Raw genomic sequence first — 18,591 nt, 5'->3', positions numbered from 1 at the left:
GTGCCCTAAAGATCATTGCGCGTGCGCCTGCGTCAGACGTCGTGAATGCCGATCAGGCCATCCTGAACGGCACGGGCGAACAAGGCCGCCTTCGAGGGCGCTGACCGGTCGATCTCGCTGTAGCGCCGTCGAATTCGCTGCAGGTGGGTTCGGACGGTGCTCGGCGCGATGTGCAGCTTCCTGCTGACCGACTCCTTGTTGTCGGTGAGCAGCCACTCGACCAGCACGCGCCGCTCCTGCGCGGTGAGTTCCGGGCGGCCGAACTGCCGCGCCGCCTCCATCGCGGCCGTGGCGAGCGGCCCGTGCGATTCGGTGCCGAGCTGCGCGGCGGTGATCGCGTCGAGGAGATGTTCTGGCGACTCGGTTTTCACGATGTAGTTCGCGGCGCCGACATCGAGGCAGTTCAGGATGATCTCGGTCGACGCGATGCGAGAGTAGGCGACCACCCGGTGCTGGAGCTTGCACAACTGCTCCAGGCCGGCGTAGTCCGGGCGCTGCTCGCCGTGCTCGGGATCGAAGATGATCACTTCGCTGCCGGCGGAGTGGCGCTGGTGCTCTTTCAGGAACTGCGGAAGCGACCGGTACGCGTGCACGGCACCGGTCAGGATCGACGCCTCGGCGACCCAACTGCGAACGCCGGTGTGAACGATCGGCTGGTCATCGATCACTACCAGCGGGACGATGCGTGACATCCCACCTCTCGGACGTTTAGTTCCGTTTCCGGTACATGTGTATCGGAAAAGAGATTAGCGGGACGATCCGTACCATGTAAAGCGTGATTGCTCGCGCGCCGCATGATGTGGCCGTGGCTCAACCCGTCGACGGCCGTGCCGCCCGCTGGTCGGGGCAGCGGGCGAAACGACGCGCCGAGTTCGTCGAAGCGGCGCTGGAGGCGATCGAGCTCTACGGCCCGCAGGCGTCGACCGAACAGGTGGCCGACCACGTCGGGGTGACCCGGACCAAGCTGTACCGCTATTTCGACGGCGCGGCCGATCTGCACCACAGCATCGCCCGGCGGGCCGGCGAGATGCTCACCGCCAAGCAGACTCTCGTGTGGGACGTGCCGGTCAGCCTGATGCAGCTGATCCGGGCAAGCGTGTCGATGCACGTAAGGTGGCGCCTCGAACACCCGAATCTCTACGAGTACCTGGCCCGCCACCCGCTGAGCGACGAGGCGGGCGGCGTCTCCGCCATCGACGAAGTCAACAATGTGGTTGCGACGAATCTCGCCAAGGTGATTGCCGCGTACTACCGCACGCTCGGGGTCGACGAGCGACCGACCACGTCGCTAGCCTTCGGGGCGGTCGGTTTCATCGAATCCTCGACGACCCACTGGCTGAAGGACCCGGCCGGTCTACCCCGCAAGGAATTCGTCACCCAGCTCACCGACTGGATGTGGGCGCTGCACAACAGCGCGTTCCTCAAAGCCGGGATCACCGTCGACCCGCACGAGCCGATCGCGCCGCTTGTCGTGTGAGACGAACGTGGTCCCGCAACAATCGCTGCGGGACCACGTCCATCTCTTCCGGGTGGCAGATCCAGGATTCGAACCTGGGTAGGCGTTAGCCGACGGATTTACAGTCCGCTCCCATTGGCCGCTCGGGCAATCTGCCGGTGTATTACGGGTAGCTAGCCTACAACGAAGATGTACTCAGACAGAAAACGGCCAACATCGATGAAAGGAGACGTATCCCGATGGCAGATTCATCGTTCGACGTCGTGAGCAAGCTCGACCGCCAAGAGGTCGACAACGCCCTCAACCAGGCAGCCAAAGAACTCAGCCAGCGCTACGACTTCCGCGGCACCGACACCAAGATCGCCTGGAAGGGCGACGAGGCGATCGAGCTGACCAGCTCGACCGAGGAGCGGGTCAAGGCCGCGGTGGAAGTCTTCAAGGAGAAGTTGATCCGCCGCGACATCAGCCTCAAGGCATTCGACGCCGGCGAGCCGCAGGCGTCCGGCAAGACCTTCAAGGTCACCGGGTCGCTGAAAGAGGGCATCACCAGCGAGCACGCCAAGAAGATCACGAAGCTGATCCGCGACGAGGGCCCCAAGAGCGTCAAGACGCAGATTCAGGGCGAGGAGGTCCGGGTGACCAGCAAGAGCCGCGACGACCTGCAGGCCGTCCAGTCGCTGTTGAAGGGCGCCGATCTCGAGGTCGCGCTGCAGTTCGTCAACTACCGTTAGCGGATGGACGTAACCGACGTCGACGTCGTCATCATCGGTGCGGGCATCTCGGGCCTGGGCGCCGCCTACCGCATCACCGAGCGCAACCCGGGGACCAGCTACGTCATCTTGGAGCGCCGCGAGCAGATCGGCGGCACCTGGGACCTGTTCCGGTATCCCGGGGTGCGCTCGGACAGCAGCATCTTCACGCTGTGCTTCCCGTGGGAGCCGTGGGCCAAGCAGGAACGGGTGGCCGACGGTTGGGACATCCGCGAGTATCTGACCGAGACTGCGCACAAGTACGGCATCGACTCGCACATCGAGTTCAACACCCACGTCCGCTCGGCGGACTGGGACTCCTCGACCGACACCTGGACCGTCACCGCGTCGCAGGGCGGCGGCGAGAAGGTGTTTCGCGGCCGCTTCGTGTTCTTCGGGTCCGGTTACTACAACTACGACGAGGGCTACACGCCGGACTTCCCCGGCCTCAACGAGTTCGACGGCACCGTGGTGCACCCGCAGCACTGGCCGGAGGATCTCGACTACCAGGGCAAGAAGATCGTGGTGATCGGCAGCGGCGCGACCGCGATGTCGCTGATCCCGTCGCTGGCGGAGACGGCGTCGAAAGTAACGATGCTGCAACGCTCGCCGACGTATCTGTTCTCGGCGGCGCGCAGCAGCGGTGGCTTGAACTTGGTGCGAAAGCTGTTGCCCCGCAGGATCGCTCACTCGTATGCCCGTCAGAGCAACGCGTTGATGGAGGGGGTGATCTGGTTCCTGGCCCGCACGACGCCGAGCTTTGTGAAGTGGCTGATCCGCCAGGTTGCCCTGCACTACCTACCCAAGGGCTACGACGTCGACACCCACTTCAAGCCGCGCTACAACCCATGGGACCAGCGGCTGTGCCTGATCCCGGACGCCGACCTCTACGTCGCGATCGGCGACGGCCGCGCAGAGGTCGTGACAGATCACATCGACCACTTCAATTCCAGCGGAATCGCTTTGACGTCGGGGCAGCATCTGGACGCCGACATCATCGTCACCGCGACCGGATTGCAACTGCAGGCCCTCGGCGGGGTGGCGGTGTCGATGGACGGCGCGGAAGTCAAGCCGCAGGAACGCTTCGTCTACAAGGCCCACATGCTCGAGGAGGTGCCGAACCTGTTCTGGTGCGTGGGATACACCAACGCCTCGTGGACGTTGCGGGCCGACATGACCGCGCGCGCGACGGCAAAGCTGTTGAACCACATGGCCTCTCACGGCTACACGCACGCCTACCCGCATCTGGGCGGCGAGCCGATGCCGGAGAAGTCGGCCTGGGACATCCAGGCCGGCTACGTGCTGCGCGCCCCGCACGCGCTGCCGAAGTCGGGCATCAAGCGGCCGTGGAACGTTCGGCAGAACTACTTTGCCGACGCCATCGACTACCGGTTCGACCGGATCACCGAGGCGATGGTGTTCGGCACCGCCGAGCAGAAGGCCGCGCTGGCCGGATGACTCCACAGGGGTGAAGTGACACAAACGTTGCATTCGTGACAAGCTCCGTCCCGTGACGGGTCTGTCTGTTGCGGATATCGACCGCTGGAAGCCCGGCGACGTCCGCGAGGTCTTTCACGCGGCGCGCAGTCGCGCGGAGGCCAATCAGCTGGCGCGCGACGGGTTGGCCACACTGCCGGCGTTCCAGACCTGGGGCGGCGTCGCGGCGACCGCGGCGAAGAACTCGATCGAGCAGACCCGCAAAGACCTGGACAAAGACGGCCGCGAGGCGCTGGCGGTGGCGATGGCCGCCGACCGCGCCGCCGACGGCATCGAATCGGTCAAGGCGCGGTTGCAGGCGTTGCGCGATGCTCTGGGACCTGGGCTGACCATCGACACCATGTCCAACAAAGTCGTGGCGACCTCGGCCTTCAAGGGCAGCGCGCACATGCTTGCGGACAAGCTCGCCAAATACCAGCCTGAGCTCGACGCGATCGTCGGACAGGCGACCGTCGTGGACGAGGAGCTGGCGCAGGCGATCGACATGGCCGACGGGGATGTGCCAATCCCCCATGCGACGCCGACAATCGACCGCGTCGGCCCCGACGGGCTGACGCCCGACCAGATCGCCAAGGACGCCGCACAGCAGAAGAACCAGCGCGAGGCGTTCAAGCAGGTGTACGGCCGAGACCCGGTGTCGGCCAACGACTGGCGGATGGCCGAGGGGCTCGACCCACACACCTACGACCCGCGCTACGGCGGATTCGAGTCCAATGTCGTTGTCGGGCGGTTCAACCCGATCCCGGGCGGGGGCATGTACCGGCAGAACATGTACATCCCCAGCGCAGAGGTGCAGAACTTCGAGTTCAACGACCGCGTCAACCCGCACATGGTCGGCGACAACAGGGGCCCGTCTCCGTACGCTCCGGCCGAGGCGTCGCGCGTCAGCATGTTCGTCGACATGGAGCACGGGATCATCGTCGCGCGCCAGAATCCGACGATGTCTACCGACGGGGTCGACAAGGGCACCGGCAAGCCGATGGTGAGCGCGCTGCAGGCCGCCGACGGTTCCCTGATGATCAACTACACGGCCGCAGACCCGTTCGAGCCCGGGATCGCCAAACCGTTCGTCAACGTCAACGGCACGATGAACATCGTCCCGAACGGCGACGGAACGGTCGCGATCGGCGGCAACATCACGCCGTACCCAAGCACCGAGGGCTACCAGTTCAAGCCCGACGGCACGGTCACTCAGCTGTTCAATCAGCAGGTGACGTCCAATCAGCTTGGTCCGCTCACACTTCCGCTGCCCGGCAACCACGTCGGCGCCGACCTGCCGGACCTCCCACGGCCGTGGGCACCGCAGATGCCCGACGGATTACCGCCAGGGGCGCCGCGTCTGATTCCTACGCAGCAGTTGCCCGGGACCACTCTGATGCCGGCGCCGAACGTGCCGAATATCTACACGCTGCCGCCGCCGTTCGTGCCCCCGCCTCCGGTCGCCGCTCCCCCACTGCCCGTTCCCACACCGCCGCCGCTCCCCGCGCCACCCTCCTGACAGAAAGTGCTGCCGACCATCAAATCGATCACGATGTCGCCGCAAAACTGGGCGCTCGCAACCTTTTTCATTCCCATCGCGTCGGCTATCGCCTACGGGATATGGCTGGTTGTGAGCGCCGTCGATCTTGCGCACTCGACCCGCGCCGAGACGCTCGTGCGCGGCGGTGCGCTGCTCTGCATGGCCGTGACGTTCGGGGTGATTCCGCGCCCGTGGTCGCGGGCGATCGGTGTCGCGTCGTTCTTCGCACTGCTCCTGGCGTTGACGGCGATGCTGCAGTTCGAGGTGTTTCGCGGCGCATGACACCTACGTTCTCGGCGTGGTCTCCGGTCGTCGCGGTGGTCGGAGCCCTGGTGGCGAGCCTTGCGCCCGGCTGGGTGACTTTGATCGTGTGGGGGTTGGCGGTGGTGTGCGCGTTGCCGTTCGCGCGGTTTCGGCTCGTCGTTCCGTTGGCGCTGCTGACCTGGGCGGGCGGCTGGCTGGCGTCGTTCGCGGTCCGGCTCACCGAGTCGGGCTTGGTCGGGCAATTTTTGGTGAAGTGACAGCCCGCCGGATGCTGGTAAGAATTGGGCATGGCACTTCGGGTCAACCTCGAACATCTCGCCACGTCGGCCGTGCAGGTCACCGGCCACGGTGAGGACCTCGCGACGTCGCACCTGTCCGTCGACGACCGGATCGCGGGCGCGCAGGGCGGCTGGACCGGGCGCTCGGCGCAGGCACTGGCTCGTCGCACCCCGCAGTGGAGCAACAACTCGACGGCGTTGGTGACCCAACTGGGCGATCACGCGACGCACTTGTCGACGTGCGGCCAGTCGTACTCCGAGATGGAGGCACGCCACACTCACCAGATCGATTCGCAAGTTCGCCCGTAAAAGATCCGGCGTCGGCAATACGCTGGCGCCATGGCAGCTCAGCGCGAACCAAAAGTCGTCGTCCTCGGTGGAGGCTCCTGGGGCACCACCGTCGCCTCCATCTGCGCGCGTCGCGGGCCGGCGTTGCAGTGGGTCCGCTCCGAAGAGACCGCCAAGGACATCAACGAGAACCACCGCAACACCAAATACCTTGGCGAAGACCATGTTCTGTCCGAGAACCTGCGCGCCACCACCGACTTCGCCGAGGCGGCACAGTGCGCCGACGTGGTCGTGATGGGAGTTCCGTCGCACGGCTTCCGCGGGGTGCTGACCGAACTGGCGACGGAGCTGCGGCCGTGGGTGCCGGTGGTGTCGTTGGTTAAGGGTCTCGAACAGGGCACCAACATGCGGATGTCGCAGATCGTCGACGAGGTGCTGCCCGGCCACCCGGCCGGGATTCTGGCCGGTCCCAACATCGCCCGCGAGGTCGCCGAGGGTTACGCCGCCGCGGCGGTGTTGGCGATGCCCGACCAGCACCTCGCCGCTCAGCTCGGACAGTTGTTCCGCACCAAGCGTTTTCGCGTGTACACCATCGACGATGTGTTGGGTGTCGAGATGGCCGGGGCGTTGAAGAACGTCTACGCGATCGCGGTCGGCATGGGCTACTCGCTGGGGATCGGCGAGAACACCCGCGCGATGGTGATCGCGCGGTCGGTGCGCGAGATGTCGAAGCTCGGCGAGGCGATGGGCGGGCAGCGCGACACGTTCGCGGGCCTGGCCGGCATGGGCGACCTGATCGTCACCTGCACCAGCCAGCGCAGTCGTAACCGGCACGTCGGCGAGCAACTGGGCTCCGGCAAGACGATCGACGAGATCATCTCGTCGATGAACCAGGTCGCCGAGGGCGTCAAGGCCGCCAGCGTGATCATGGAATTCGCCGACAAGTACGGGCTGAACATGCCGATCGCGCGCGAGGTCGACGGGGTGATCAACCACGGCGCGACGGTGGAGGACGCCTATCGCGGGTTGGCCGCCGAGACGCCGGGGCACGAGGTGCACGGCGCGGGCTTCTAGCGTCACAGTGGCCACATGCGTACCTGGGTCTCAGGTATACACCCCGTTCGGAAACGTGACCACATGCGATATCACAAGTCGAACAAGCCAATTGGCGGCCGGCCCGCCAGCTTCTGCACTACCCACTGATTCAGCGACACGTTCTGCTCGGCGGCTTCCACGGTCAGCCGCGAGTGCAGCATCGGCGATGTGCGGACGACGAATCTGCCACTGAATCGTCGATCCGTGAGCGGCGGCGGGACGTCTCCCTGACGGTCGGCGACGTACTCGTCGACTTCTTGCTCGATGCGGGCGATCGCTTCCTTGAGCGTCGGGGCGCATTTGTGCAGGAACGGCAATTCGAGGCAAAGGGCGACATATTCGCGGTGCTCCGAGGACCATTCGGCGCGGTAGGTGTAGCGATTCACCGCTAGGTGATATCGCATGTGGTCACGATTCCGAAAGTCGTCGCATGGTCAGGCTGGGGATGTCCGATTCATTCAAGACCGGCGGACGTCCCAGATGCGACGGTCGAGGCATGGATGCGCGCGGGGGTGGTCATAGCGAATCGGCCGACTTCGCGGGTCAGGTGCGACTGGTCGGCGTACCCGGTCCGCGCGGCGACGTCGGCCGGGCACAGGCCGTCAGAAAGCAGATCGTGTGCGAAGCGGAAGCGGTACAGCCCGCGCAACGTCGCGAACGGCATGCCGAAGTTGTTGTGGCAGAACCGATGCAGCCGCCGGGCCGACCAGCCCAACTCGGCGGCGACCCCGGCGACCCTGGTGCCAGCCCGGGCCTGCGCCAGCACGGCTGTCGCGCACCGCGTCTCGACATCGGCGTCGGCCAGCAATCGCGTGGCGATCGACAGCAGATCGCCCCGGCGCGGCGCCAACGCTATTCGCTCGTCGACGGCATGAAGTGCGCTGTCCCGAAGCACCGGCGCGAGCGCGCCCGGCGGCAGGCGCACGCCGTACGTCGTATCGCCGTCACCGCGGTCGTAGTCGTGCGCCCTGGTGTCGTATCCGGCAATGTGCAGACCACCTCGCCAGAACATCAGGTCGGCGTGCAGATCGGGCAGTACCCGCAACACGCCGGCGCCCGACGAACACCAGAGCACCAGGCCGGTGCGCACATCGGTCGTCTGCCAATAACCCATACGAAAGGAACACCTTGCAACCGCACATCGACGTCGTGACGCTTGCCGTCACGGACTTGGATCGCTCCCTACGGTTCTACACCGATCTCGGCTTCGAGTCCGACGGCATCATCGGCACCGAGTTCGCCGGCTCCGAGACCGAACCCGCCGGCCGGACGGCGATGTTCAGACTCCGCGACGGCCTGACCCTGTCGCTGTACCCGATCACCGAGCTGGCCAAGGACGCCGGCGTCGACGTCGAAGCCGTTCGCGGCCATGGCTTTTCGATCGGTCACGCGGTGGCGTCGCGCGGCGCGGTCGACGCGGTGCTCGAAGCCGCGAGGCAGGCCGGCGCGCATGTCAGCGCCGTCGCCGAACGGCCGTGGGGCGTCTACTCAGGCTATTTCACCGACCCGGACGGGCACCTGTGGGAAGCGGTGTACTTCGAGGGCTGACTACTGCCCGGCCATCTCTTCGAGACGACGGATCCGGTCGGCCATCGGCGGGTGCGTGGAGAACAGCGACCCGATCTTCTCGCCCGCGCGGAACGGGCTGGCGATCATCAGGTGCGCCTGCGCGGCCAACTGCGGCTCCGGCGGCAGCGGCGCCGCCTGCACGCCACCGGAGATCTTGCGCAGCGCCGACGCAAGCGCCAGTGGGTCGCCGGTGAGCATCGCGCCGGACTCGTCGGCCTGGTACTCGCGTGACCGCGACACCGCCATCTTCACGATCGTCGCCGCGATCGGCCCCAGCATCGAAACCAGCAGCAGCGCAAAGGGATTGCCACCCTCGCGATTGTTGCCGCTCATGGACCCGAAGATGAACGCCATGTTGGCCAGGGCGCTCACCACCGACGCCAGCGCGCCGGCCACACACGAGATCAGGATGTCGCGGTTGTACACGTGCGACAGCTCGTGACCCAACACGGCGCGCAGCTCACGCTCGTCGAGCATGTTCAGGATCCCGGTGGTGCAGCACACCGCGGCGTTGCGCGGGTTGCGCCCGGTCGCGAAGGCGTTGGGCGCGGCGGTGTCGCTGATGTAGAGCCGCGGCATCGGCTGGTGCGCGGTGGTCGCCAACTCGCGCACGATCCGGTAGATCACCGGCTCCTGAATCTCGGACACCGGCTGCGCGTGCATCGCCCGCAGAGCCAGCTTGTCGCTGTTGAAGTAGGTGTAGACGTTCATGCCGACGGCGAACAGCACGGCCACGAACATCACGCCGCGGCCGAACAAGCTGCCGACAAACACGATCAAAGCCGACATGCCAACCAGCAACGCGAACGTCTTCGCCGTGTTGTGATGCGGATGCCAGGTCATCAAAGTCCTCCTACGACCACCGGGTTCTCCCCATTTAACGCCGGGCAACCGCGGCTGAGTTCCGCACGACTAACCGTGTCGGTGGATCGTGTAGTCGACCAGCGTCGCCAGGGCGTCACGTCCGGGACCCGCGGGCAGCGCGGCAAGCTCCTCGCGGGCCCGCGTCGCGTACTGCGCGACCGTCTCCTTGGCCTTGTTCATGCCCGGCGAGGCTCGTAGCAGGCGCAACGCCTCGGCCAGCGCATCGTCGTCCTCGATGGGCCCGGCCAGCAGCTCACGAAGGCGGTCGGCGTCCGGGCCGGTGTCGTGCAGCGCGTAGAGCACCGGCAGCGTGTGCACGCCCTCGCGCAGGTCGGTGCCGGGCAGCTTGCCGGACTCGTCGGGATCGCTGTCGATGTCGATGATGTCGTCGGAGATCTGGAACGCCGTGCCGACGAGGTCGCCGAGGCGGCTGAGCCGCTCTGTCTGGTCTTCGTCGGCGCCGGAGAACATCGCGCCGAACCGGCCGGCCGCGCCGATCAGGCAGGCCGTCTTCTCGTGCACCACCTTCAGGTAGTGCGCGATCGGGTCGGCCTGGTCGGCGGCGCCCTGGGTCTCGCGCATCTGCCCCGTGACCAGCTGGGCGAAGGTGTCGGCGATGATCCGCACGGCCGCCGGGCCGAGCCGCGACACCAGCCGCGAGGCCGTCGCGAACAGGTAGTCGCCGGCCAGGATCGCGACGTTGTTGTTCCACCGCAGGTTGGCGCTGGGTGCGCCGCGGCGGACCTGGGCCTCGTCCATCACGTCGTCGTGATAGAGCGTCGCGAGGTGCACCAGTTCGATGACCGCGCCCGCGATCGTCACGTCCTCGGAGTTCGGCTGGGGCCCCAGTTGCGCCGCCAGCACCGCGAAAAGCGGGCGGAATCGTTTGCCACCGGCCTCGAAGAGGTGCAGCACCGCGTCCGTCATCAGGTCATCTGACCCGCGCAGCTCGGTTTCCATCAATTGCTCGACGCGACCTACCCCGTCGCGCACGGCCGTGGCGAATTCGGCGTCCCCGAAGTCCACGCCTGCTACCACTGTCGCCGGAGTCCTCACCCGACCAACATACTGGTGAACATGGACTCCCATGCCGACGTGGTGGTCGTGGGCGCCGGCCCGGCAGGCTCGGCAGCCGCCGCGTGGGCGGCGCGGGCCGGCCGCGACGTGCTGGTGATCGACGCGGCCAACTTTCCGCGCGACAAGGCCTGCGGCGACGGGCTGACGCCGCGGGCGGTCGCGGAACTGGAACGGCTGGGACTCGGCGAGTGGCTGGACGCCCGGATTCGGCACCGTGGGCTGCGAATGAGCGGGTTCGGCGGCGAGGTCGAAGTCGAGTGGCCCGGCCCCTCGTTCCCGTCGACCGGCAGCGCGGTGGCCCGCGTCGAACTCGACGACCGGATTCGCAAGGTCGCCGAGGAATCCGGCGCCCGGATGCGGCTCGGGGTCAAAGCCGTTGGTGTCGATCATGATTCGTCGGCCCGGGTGACCTCGGTGACGCTGTCCGACGGCGCCCAGGTCGGCTGCCGCGAGCTGATCGTCGCCGACGGGGCACGATCGACGCTGGGACGCGTGCTGGGGCGACGCTGGCACCAGGAGACGGTGTACGGGATCGCGGCTCGCGGATACCTGGCCACCCCACGCAGCGACGACCCTTGGCTCACTTCGCATTTGGAGCTGCGAGGACCCAACGGCTCCGAGGACAAAGTGCTGCCGGGCTACGGCTGGATCTTCCCGCTGGGCAACGGCGAGGTGAACATCGGTGTCGGCGCGCTCTCGACGACGAAGCGGCCGGCCGACCTGGCGTTGCGGCCGCTGATGTCGTACTACACCGATCTGCGCCGCGAGGAGTGGGGCTTCGAGGGTCAACCGCGGGGGATGTCGTCGGCGCTGCTGCCGATGGGCGGCGCGGTATCCGGTGTGGCGGGCCGCAACTGGATGCTGATCGGCGACGCGGCCGCGTGCGTCAACCCCCTCAACGGCGAGGGCATCGACTACGGCCTGGAAACCGGCCGCCTGGCCGTCGAGATGCTGGGCTCCGGCGACCTGTCCGACGCGTGGCCGCACGTGCTCCAATCCCATTACGGCCGAGGGTTTTCCGTGGCCCGTCGACTCGGGCTGCTGCTGACATTCCCGCGCTTTCTGCCCGCGGCCGGCCCGATCGGGATGCGCTCGACGACGCTGATGGGTATCGCGGTGCGGGTGATGGGCAACCTCGTCACCGACGAGGACGCCGACTGGGTGGCGCGGGCCTGGCGCGGCGGCGGGCGACTGTCCCGGCTGCTGGACCGGCGCAAGCCGTTCAGCTGACTGCGTTGCGCAGCAACGGCAGAATCTGCTCGCCGATCCGCGACACCTCGGCCAGGTACGGCGTGTCCGACAGCACGAAGTGTTTCACCCCTAGGTCGGCGTACTTCTGCAGCGCCGCCGCCACTTCCTCGGCCGAGCCGACCAGCCAGGTCGTCCCGGCGCCCTCACCGCCGTACCTGCTCGGCGCGGTGTAGAGGCAGGAGTCCAGCACCTCGCCGCGATCAGCGAGGTCGGTCAGCCGTTTCTGACCCTCCGCCGAACCCGCGTTGTGCAGCAACAAGACTGACGGCCTGCCGGCCAACTCGGCCACCTTCGCCTCGGCGTCCCGCCACGCTTCCTCGGAGGTGTCGCGAACCAACGTCGTGATGCGCAGCCCGTACTCCAGCGGCGGGTGTTCGCGGCCGAGCTTCTCCGACAACGCCTCGAGGCGTTCGATGCGCTCGGCGATGCCGTCGAGCGGCTCACCCCAAAACAGTTGCACGTCAGCCTCTTCGGCGGCGACCTCCTCGGCCGCCGCCGACGCACCACCGAAGTACAGCTTCGGCCCACCGGCAAACGGACGCGGCTGCAACGTCGAATGCTCGACGGAGAAGTACTGGCCGTCGTAAGTGACGTCCTCTTCGGTCCACAGCTTGCGGACGAGTTGCAGGAATTCACGGGTCCGGTCGTAGCGGCTCGACTTGTCGAGGTCGACGTCGCCGTAAGCCAACACGTCGTCGGCGCCGGTGACCACGTTGACCAGCAGCCGGCCCTGACTCAGCTGGTCGAGTGTCGCGGCGGCGCTGGCGAAGTGCGCGGGATGCCAGTAGCCGGGCCGGATGGCGACCAGCGGGGCGAACGTCGTGGTCCGCGCGGCGATCGCGGTAGCGACGGTGAACGAGTCGGCCCGCCCCCAACCGGCGCCGATCAGCGCACCGCCCCAGCCGTGCCGTTCGGCCCGCTGGGCGAGTTCTGCGGAGTATTCGAGACTGCCCCAGCCATCGACGGTGTCGTCGCCTCGATGACCGGACAGCACAGTATTTGGGATGTACCAAAGAAATTCGCGGCTCACCGGGCCCGATAGTTGCATAGGTCGATGCGTCCGGCCAGACCGAGAATCAACGCGAATGAAAGTCAGTGCGCCTTGTAGGCGGCGTGCAGGGCCACGATGCCGCCGGTGAGGTTGCGCCACCGCACCGCCGACCAGCCGGCGGCCGAGATCTGGTGCGCCAGGTCGGCCTGGTCGGGCCAAGCCCGGATCGATTCCGCAAGGTAGACATAGGCTTCCGGGTTGCTCGACACCGCGGTCGCCACCCGGGGCAGCGCCTGCATCAGGTATTCCTTGTACACGGTGGCGAACAACTTGCTGGTGGGCGTGGAGAATTCGCACACCACCAGCCGGCCACCGGGCCGGGTCACGCGGGCCATTTCACTGAGGGCCTTCTCACGTTCGGCGACGTTGCGCAGCCCGAAGCTGATCGTCACCGCGTCGAAAACGTTGTCGCCGAACGGCAGTCGAGTCGCGTCGCCGGCGACCTTGGGCACCATCCGGGCGTGGCCGGCCCCGAGCATGCCCACCGAGAAATCCGCGGCCACGCACCACGCCCCGGATGTCGCCAGCTCGACCGTCGACACCGCGGTGCCGGCGGCCAGGTCGAGCACCTTGTCCCCCGGCGCGATATCGAGCGCCTTACGGGTGGCGCGGCGCCAGTACCGGTCCTGGCCCAACGACAGCACGGTGTTGGTGATGTCGTAACGACGCGCGACGCCGTCGAACATCGACGCAACCTCGCGAGGGTCCTTGTCCAGCGTGGCGCGATTCACGTAGTCGAACTTACCGGTCCGGGAATCAGCGCCGGACGCACGCGTTGGAACAGGCCATGGCTGAAAAAGTGTGGTTCATCACCGGTACCTCCCGCGGCTTCGGACGAGAGTGGGCGATCGCCGCCCTGGAGCGGGGCGACAAAGTCGCTGCCACGGCGCGCGACACCGCGACGCTCGACGACCTGGTCGAGAAATTCGGCGACGGGATTCTGCCGCTCCGGCTGGACGTGACCGATCGCGCGGCCGACTTCGCCGCGGTCAAGCAGGCCCACGAGCACTTCGGGCGCCTCGACATCGTCGTCAACAACGCCGGCTACGGGCAGTTCGGCTTCATCGAGGAGTTGTCCGAGGCGGACGCCCGCGACCAGATCGACACGAACGTGTTCGGCGCGCTGTGGGTGACCCAGGCGGCGTTGCCGTTCCTGCGCGCACAGGGCAGCGGGCACATCATCCAGGTGTCGTCGATCGGCGGCATCACCGCGTTCGCCGACGTCGGCCTCTACTGCGCCTCGAAGTGGGCGCTGGAGGGCTTCTCGCAGTCGCTGGCCCAGGAGGTCGAACCGTTCGGCATCCACGTCACGCTCATCGAGCCGCAGGGCTACTCGACCGACTGGTCCGGTTCGTCGTCGCGACGGGCTGGGGAGCTGCCGGACTACGCCGACGTCCGCGCGACCGTGGAGGAGGGTCGCAAGACCCGTTGGTCCGCGCCCGGTGACCCGAAGGCCTCCGCGGCGGCCGTGCTGAAGGTCGTCGACGCCGAGCGCCCGCCGTTGCGGGTGTTCTTCGGCGACGCGCCGCTGGGGTTGGCGAAGGCCGACTACGAGCAGCGGCTGAAGACGTGGGAGGAGTGGCAGCCGGTCGCCGAGTTGGCGCAGGGCTAGCTCACTGCCCCTGCGCGTAGCGGCGACGGGCCAGGCGCGCCCGGGCAATCGGCGACAGGACCGCCTCGTAATGGCCGAGGAGTTCGTCGCAGATGGCGGGCCAGCTGCGTTCGAGGACGCTCTTGCGGGCCGCCACCGAGTAGCGCTGCCGGTCTTCCAGCAGGTGCGCGACGGCGTTGGGCAGCTGCGCCTCGAATTCCTGGACCGGCAACAGCAATCCGGTGCGCCACGGCGTCACCAGATCGCGCGGTCCGCCCGCGTCGGGCGCAATCACCGGCAAGCCGGACGCCAGCGCCTCCTGCACCACCTGGCAGAACGTCTCGTGCTCGCCGGCGTGGACGAAGACGTCCATGCTCGCGTAGGCCTTGGCCAGCTCTTCGCCGTACAGTGCGCCGGTGAAAACGGCTGTGGGCATTGCCGATTGGAGTTTGGGGCGGTCGACGCCGTCGCCCACGATGACCACCTGCACGTCGCCGGCGGCAGCCAGCGCGGTGAGCCGCTCGACATGCTTCTCGGGCGCGAGACGGCCGACGAAGCCGACGACCGGCTTGCCCTCCGGCGACCAGTGCGCCCGCAGCGCCTCGTCGCGGGCCGACGGCGCGTAGCCGATCATGTCGACCCCGCGCGCCCACTTGTGTACCCGCGGAATGCCATGCTCAACAAGCGATTCCATCGTCGCGGTGGACGGCGCCAGTGTGCGGTCGGCGAGCTTGTGCAGGTGCCGAAACCAGGCCCAGGCCACCTTCTCCGTCATCCCGATGCCGTAGCTGGCGGCAAAGCCCGGGACGTCGGTCTGGTAGACCGCGACCGTCGGGACGCCGAGACGGCGGGCGGCCTTCACCCCACCCCAGCCGAGCAGCGCCGGCGACGCCAGGTGCACGACGTCGGGCTCGAACCCGCGCAGCACGCGCAGGATTCGTGGCATCGGCAGGCCCAGTGGAAGGGTGGTCACCTTGGGGAACATCCACGACGGCACCCGGTGCACCCGGATTCCGTCGTACAGTCGGTCCGCGGGTTCTTCGCCGTGCGGGGTGTCGGGCGCGATGACGAGCGCTTCGTGGCCCGTCCGGCGCAGGTGCTCGAGCGTTCGGATGACGGAGTTGCTCACGCCGTTGACGTGCGGGAGAAAAGATTCCGCGACAATCGCTACTCGCACGCCATCACGGTCTCAGCGCAGCCTGTCGATATGGTTACCGCCTGGCGTACACGACACGAACTCTGACCCAAAGGGGAGTCTGACAATGCGTTCCTACCTGGGCATATTGGTCACGATGCTGGGATTGGTGATGTTCACCACCGGTACCGCCCGCGCCGACGTGCCACGAACGTTCGACGGTAACGGGGTGCTGGTCGGGTCGTTCTTCGCGCCGGTGCAGTTGGAGATCTTCTGCGAGCCACAGTGCCCCTACTGCGCGGAGCTGGAGGCGACCGACGGCGACAAGCTGGCCGCCGCGCTGGCGAGCGGCCGGGTGGCGATCACGTATCGGTGGCTGACGTTCCTCAACGCCCGGCATCACAACGACGTGTCCACCGGACTGGTCAACGCGCTGTTCCTGGCGGCGGACCCGGCGACCTCGCCGACCGCGTATCAGGCCTTCGTGCAAGACCTTTACCGCCATCAGAGTCACGACGGGCCGACCACCGACGCCGTCGCGGCGATGGCCCGCGAGAGCGGACTGCCCGACCTGGTGGCCGACCGGATCGCGGCCCGCGACGACGCCGTAGACCCGCACGCGGTCAACGACGCCAACAAGGCGCGGCTCAAGGACGAACATCCCGACGATCCGGGAACCCCGACGGTGTACAACCTGAACACCAGAAGCGTTGTCGACCTTCAAGATCCGGGCTGGCTGGACGTGCTGACCAACTGACGGTCCAGTCGCTTGTCCACCCAGGCCAGGCCGGTCAGCGCCGCGGCGGCGATCAGCCAGCCGACCACCGCGATCGACCCCGCCGGGATGATCGCCAGCTTGGCGTTACGGTGTTGCACGCGAACCAGATTCGGGTTGAGCTTGTCGTACTCGACGTAAATCCGCATGCCCGTTGCCAATTCGGACGGATACAGCACTCCAAGCTCGGGGCGATACGTGACCCGGTCCGGCGTGACGAACTCGATGGTCGACCGCCGCGGACCGGCGTCGAGCACCTCGGCCTCGGCGACGCCCATGTTGCGCGTGATCGCGACGTCGTTGCGCACCGCGCCGGCGATCAGCAATACCGATTGCAGGGTGACCAGCCCGACAAGAATCAGGACGCTGATCCGCGCCAGGCGCACCATGCGATGCCCGCGGGTGTTGGGAAATTCGCCGCTGCGGCCGTGAATCAATATGCGCCACCACGTTTTCAGCACGTCGAGCGCGCCGAGCAGTCGCGTCACAGAGCGGCCTTGATGGCCGCGTGTAGTTGCCGCAGCGAGGACCGGTCGGCCTTGACCTCCAGCACCCGCATCCCGGCGGCCGGCTCGTCGAGCGCCTCGCCCAAATCGGCGAGCTCGATCTGCTTGCTGTCGATGTGATAGGCCCGGCACAGCGCGCCGACGTCGACGTCGTGCGGCGTGCCGAAGACCCGGGCCGACACGTCGCGGAAGCGTGGGTCGCCCTGCTCGAGCAGTTCGAAGATGCCGCCGCCGTTGTCGTTGGAGACGACGATCGTCAGGTTGGCGGGGACGGGTTCGGTCGGGCCGATCAGCAGACCGGAGCTGTCGTGCACGAAGGTCAGGTCGCCGATCAGCGCGACGGTCCGCCCGCCGCTCGGGTCATGCGCCAGCGCGGCGCCGATCGCGGTGGACACCGTGCCGTCGATGCCGGCGACGCCGCGGTTCGAGCGGACCTTGACCCCGTGGGCGTCGAGCCCGACCAGCGCGACGTCGCGCACCGGGTTCGAGGCGCCGAGCACGAGCTGGTCGCCGGGCCGCAGCGCGTCGGCAACGGCGGCGGCCACATGCAGTCCGGTGGTCAGCGGGTGCGCGGCGAGCTGCTCGCGGACCGCGGCGACGGCATGGGCGTTCAGGTCGGCGCAGCGCTTGAGCCAATCGGGGTTCGGGGCCCCGGTGGTGATGGCGCGGGTGCCGGTGGCCTGCGAGTTGCCGGACACGTCGGGCCAGCGCGGACCGGTGGTGAGCGCGTAGACCGGCACCGACGGGTCGGCCAGCAGCGCCGACACCGGCCGGTGCAGGGTGGGACGGCCCAGCATGATCACCTGCTGCGGGCGCAAGTGCGGTAGCGCCAGAGGGTGCAGTGGATTCTCGGCCGGCGGGGCGGTGGGCTCGGAAACCGTTGGCAGCCCGGCCAGTTCGGGCCGAACGCCGGCGCCGTGGCCGGCGATGACGACGGTGTTCAGCTTCAGGTCGATGTCGAGCGGTTGGTCGAAGCTGACGGCCGGGGTGTAGGTCCACGGCTTGCCGTCGGGCCGCCCCGGCGGGGTCGGCCCGGGGTCGAGGTCGGGCACCAGCGGCTCGCGCAGCGGGATGTCGAAGTGCACCGGGCCGGCGTTCGCGCTGCGGGCCCCGGTCGCGGCGACCAGCACACGGCAGGTGGCCGATCGCCAGGTCGCGTTGAGCGCGTCCGTCTTCTCGGGGGCGTCCTCGGCCAGGCCGAGGCTGATGGTGGCGCGGACTTGGGTGCCGAAGTAGCCCAGCTGCTCCATCGTCTGGTTGGCGCCGGTGCCGAGCATTTCGTAGGGCCGGTTGGCCGACAGCACGATCAGCGGCACGCGGGCGTAGTTGGCCTCGACCACCGCCGGGCCCAGGTTCGCGACGGCGGTGCCGGACGTCATCGCCACGCAGACCGGGGTGCCCGCGGCGATCGCCAGCCCGACGGCGAGGAAACCCGCGGTCCGCTCGTCGATGCGGACATGCAGCCGCACCCGGCCCTCGCGGTCGGCGTCCTGCAGCGCGAACGCCAGCGGGGCGTTGCGCGAGCCCGGGCACAACACCACGTCGCGGACACCGCCGCGGATCAGTTCGTCGACGACGACGCGGGCCTGAGCCGTCGAGGGATTCACCACACCAGACTAGCTAGCG

The 18,591-nt window shown here is 67.7% G+C and carries 22 protein-coding genes and 1 tRNA gene; 12 read left to right on the top strand and 11 right to left on the bottom strand.

What is annotated here, in order from left to right; all coding sequences use genetic code 11:
• Positions 1-32: 32 nt before the first annotated feature.
• Positions 33-692 (bottom strand): LuxR C-terminal-related transcriptional regulator, encoded by a 660-nt coding sequence (locus tag PT015_RS21590; RefSeq protein ID WP_285187118.1) that lies wholly within the window; start codon positions 690-692, stop codon positions 33-35.
• Between the two features lie 83 nt (positions 693-775).
• Between PT015_RS21590 and PT015_RS21585 the strand changes: the two genes are divergently transcribed.
• Entirely contained in the window at positions 776-1,477 is a 702-nt protein-coding gene (locus tag PT015_RS21585; protein ID WP_285187116.1) for a TetR/AcrR family transcriptional regulator, read from the top strand.
• A gap of 53 nt (positions 1,478-1,530) precedes the next feature.
• On the opposite strand, the gene PT015_RS21580 is transcribed toward PT015_RS21585, so the two are convergent.
• Positions 1,531-1,613, bottom strand: a tRNA-Tyr gene (locus PT015_RS21580).
• An 82-nt stretch (positions 1,614-1,695) separates the two neighbouring features.
• Here PT015_RS21580 and PT015_RS21575 point away from each other — a divergent pair.
• The 7 genes from PT015_RS21575 to PT015_RS21545 are packed head-to-tail and all read left to right on the top strand — an operon-like array spanning position 1,696 to position 7,125.
• Positions 1,696-2,187, top strand: a complete 492-nt coding sequence (locus PT015_RS21575; RefSeq protein WP_285187115.1) for a YajQ family cyclic di-GMP-binding protein — start codon at positions 1,696-1,698, stop codon at positions 2,185-2,187.
• 3 nt (positions 2,188-2,190) lie between these two features.
• Positions 2,191-3,663, top strand: coding sequence for a flavin-containing monooxygenase (locus tag PT015_RS21570; protein WP_285187114.1), 1,473 nt, complete (start codon positions 2,191-2,193; stop codon positions 3,661-3,663).
• Between the two features lie 52 nt (positions 3,664-3,715).
• Entirely contained in the window at positions 3,716-5,200 is a 1,485-nt protein-coding gene (locus PT015_RS21565) for a hypothetical protein (protein WP_285187111.1), read from the top strand.
• A gap of 6 nt (positions 5,201-5,206) precedes the next feature.
• A complete protein-coding gene (locus PT015_RS21560) occupies positions 5,207-5,503 on the top strand; it encodes a hypothetical protein (protein ID WP_285187110.1) in 297 nt (98 codons plus the stop codon).
• Positions 5,500-5,742, top strand: coding sequence for a hypothetical protein (locus PT015_RS21555; RefSeq protein WP_285187108.1), 243 nt, complete (start codon positions 5,500-5,502; stop codon positions 5,740-5,742). Before PT015_RS21560 ends, PT015_RS21555 begins: the two co-directional genes overlap by 4 nt.
• Before the next feature lie 30 nt (positions 5,743-5,772).
• Positions 5,773-6,072, top strand: coding sequence for a WXG100 family type VII secretion target (locus PT015_RS21550; protein ID WP_285187107.1), 300 nt, complete (start codon positions 5,773-5,775; stop codon positions 6,070-6,072).
• Positions 6,073-6,102: 30 nt separating this feature from the next.
• A complete protein-coding gene (locus PT015_RS21545; protein WP_285187106.1) occupies positions 6,103-7,125 on the top strand; it encodes an NAD(P)H-dependent glycerol-3-phosphate dehydrogenase in 1,023 nt (340 codons plus the stop codon).
• 71 nt (positions 7,126-7,196) lie between these two features.
• Here PT015_RS21545 and PT015_RS21540 read toward each other — a convergent pair whose 3' ends face one another.
• Together PT015_RS21540 and PT015_RS21535 are read right to left on the bottom strand one after the other, a co-directional pair.
• Positions 7,197-7,532, bottom strand: a complete 336-nt coding sequence (locus PT015_RS21540; protein ID WP_285191228.1) for a type II toxin-antitoxin system HicB family antitoxin — start codon at positions 7,530-7,532, stop codon at positions 7,197-7,199.
• A 68-nt stretch (positions 7,533-7,600) separates the two neighbouring features.
• Positions 7,601-8,260, bottom strand: a complete 660-nt coding sequence (locus tag PT015_RS21535; protein ID WP_285187105.1) for a helix-turn-helix domain-containing protein — start codon at positions 8,258-8,260, stop codon at positions 7,601-7,603.
• Between the two features lie 14 nt (positions 8,261-8,274).
• Between PT015_RS21535 and PT015_RS21530 the strand changes: the two genes are divergently transcribed.
• The gene (locus PT015_RS21530) at positions 8,275-8,694 is read left to right on the top strand and encodes a VOC family protein (protein WP_285187104.1); all 420 of its coding nucleotides are present in this window, start codon (positions 8,275-8,277) and stop codon (positions 8,692-8,694) included.
• On the opposite strand, the gene htpX is transcribed toward PT015_RS21530, so the two are convergent.
• Positions 8,695-9,558: a zinc metalloprotease HtpX gene (htpX, locus tag PT015_RS21525; protein ID WP_285187103.1), complete on the bottom strand. Its 864-nt coding sequence runs from the start codon at positions 9,556-9,558 to the stop codon at positions 8,695-8,697. It abuts the gene before it with no gap.
• A gap of 69 nt (positions 9,559-9,627) precedes the next feature.
• Positions 9,628-10,635, bottom strand: coding sequence for a nonaprenyl/(2E,6E)-farnesyl/geranylgeranyl diphosphat synthase (gene grcC1 / locus PT015_RS21520; RefSeq protein ID WP_285187102.1), 1,008 nt, complete (start codon positions 10,633-10,635; stop codon positions 9,628-9,630).
• Positions 10,636-10,656: 21 nt separating this feature from the next.
• On the opposite strand from grcC1, the gene menJ reads away from it, so the two are divergent.
• Positions 10,657-11,886: a menaquinone reductase gene (gene menJ, locus PT015_RS21515; protein ID WP_390887884.1), complete on the top strand. Its 1,230-nt coding sequence runs from the start codon at positions 10,657-10,659 to the stop codon at positions 11,884-11,886.
• Here menJ and PT015_RS21510 read toward each other — a convergent pair.
• Complete coding sequence (locus PT015_RS21510) at positions 11,879-12,937, bottom strand: LLM class flavin-dependent oxidoreductase (RefSeq protein ID WP_390887883.1); 1,059 nt, start codon at positions 12,935-12,937, stop codon at positions 11,879-11,881. The two genes, menJ and PT015_RS21510, sit on opposite strands and share 8 nt — an antisense overlap.
• A gap of 62 nt (positions 12,938-12,999) precedes the next feature.
• A complete protein-coding gene (locus tag PT015_RS21505; protein WP_285187098.1) occupies positions 13,000-13,689 on the bottom strand; it encodes a demethylmenaquinone methyltransferase in 690 nt (229 codons plus the stop codon).
• Positions 13,690-13,745: 56 nt separating this feature from the next.
• Between PT015_RS21505 and PT015_RS21500 the strand changes: the two genes are divergently transcribed.
• Positions 13,746-14,570, top strand: a complete 825-nt coding sequence (locus PT015_RS21500) for an SDR family oxidoreductase (protein ID WP_285187097.1) — start codon at positions 13,746-13,748, stop codon at positions 14,568-14,570.
• A 1-nt stretch (position 14,571) separates the two neighbouring features.
• Here PT015_RS21500 and PT015_RS21495 read toward each other — a convergent pair whose 3' ends face one another.
• The gene (locus tag PT015_RS21495) at positions 14,572-15,726 is read right to left on the bottom strand and encodes a glycosyltransferase family 4 protein (RefSeq protein ID WP_285187096.1); all 1,155 of its coding nucleotides are present in this window, start codon (positions 15,724-15,726) and stop codon (positions 14,572-14,574) included.
• Positions 15,727-15,811: 85 nt separating this feature from the next.
• Here PT015_RS21495 and PT015_RS21490 point away from each other — a divergent pair, with 85 nt between their 5' ends.
• On the top strand, positions 15,812-16,441 hold the full coding sequence (locus tag PT015_RS21490) for a DsbA family protein (RefSeq protein ID WP_285187094.1): 630 nt from the start codon (positions 15,812-15,814) through the stop codon (positions 16,439-16,441).
• On the opposite strand, the gene PT015_RS21485 is transcribed toward PT015_RS21490, so the two are convergent.
• Positions 16,405-16,848, bottom strand: a complete 444-nt coding sequence (locus PT015_RS21485; RefSeq protein ID WP_285191227.1) for a DUF3592 domain-containing protein — start codon at positions 16,846-16,848, stop codon at positions 16,405-16,407. The genes PT015_RS21490 and PT015_RS21485 overlap by 37 nt on opposite strands.
• Positions 16,849-16,943: 95 nt before the next feature.
• Complete coding sequence (gene menD, locus PT015_RS21480) at positions 16,944-18,572, bottom strand: 2-succinyl-5-enolpyruvyl-6-hydroxy-3-cyclohexene-1-carboxylic-acid synthase (protein WP_285187093.1); 1,629 nt, start codon at positions 18,570-18,572, stop codon at positions 16,944-16,946.
• Positions 18,573-18,591: the final 19 nt, after the last annotated feature.

Source organism: Candidatus Mycobacterium wuenschmannii (assembly GCF_030252325.1).
In the GTDB taxonomy this organism is placed as follows: Bacteria; Actinomycetota; Actinomycetes; order Mycobacteriales; family Mycobacteriaceae; genus Mycobacterium; species Mycobacterium wuenschmannii.
The sequence above is the reverse complement of the archived record's forward strand: the minus strand, read 5'-3'. Positions and strand labels throughout refer to the sequence as shown.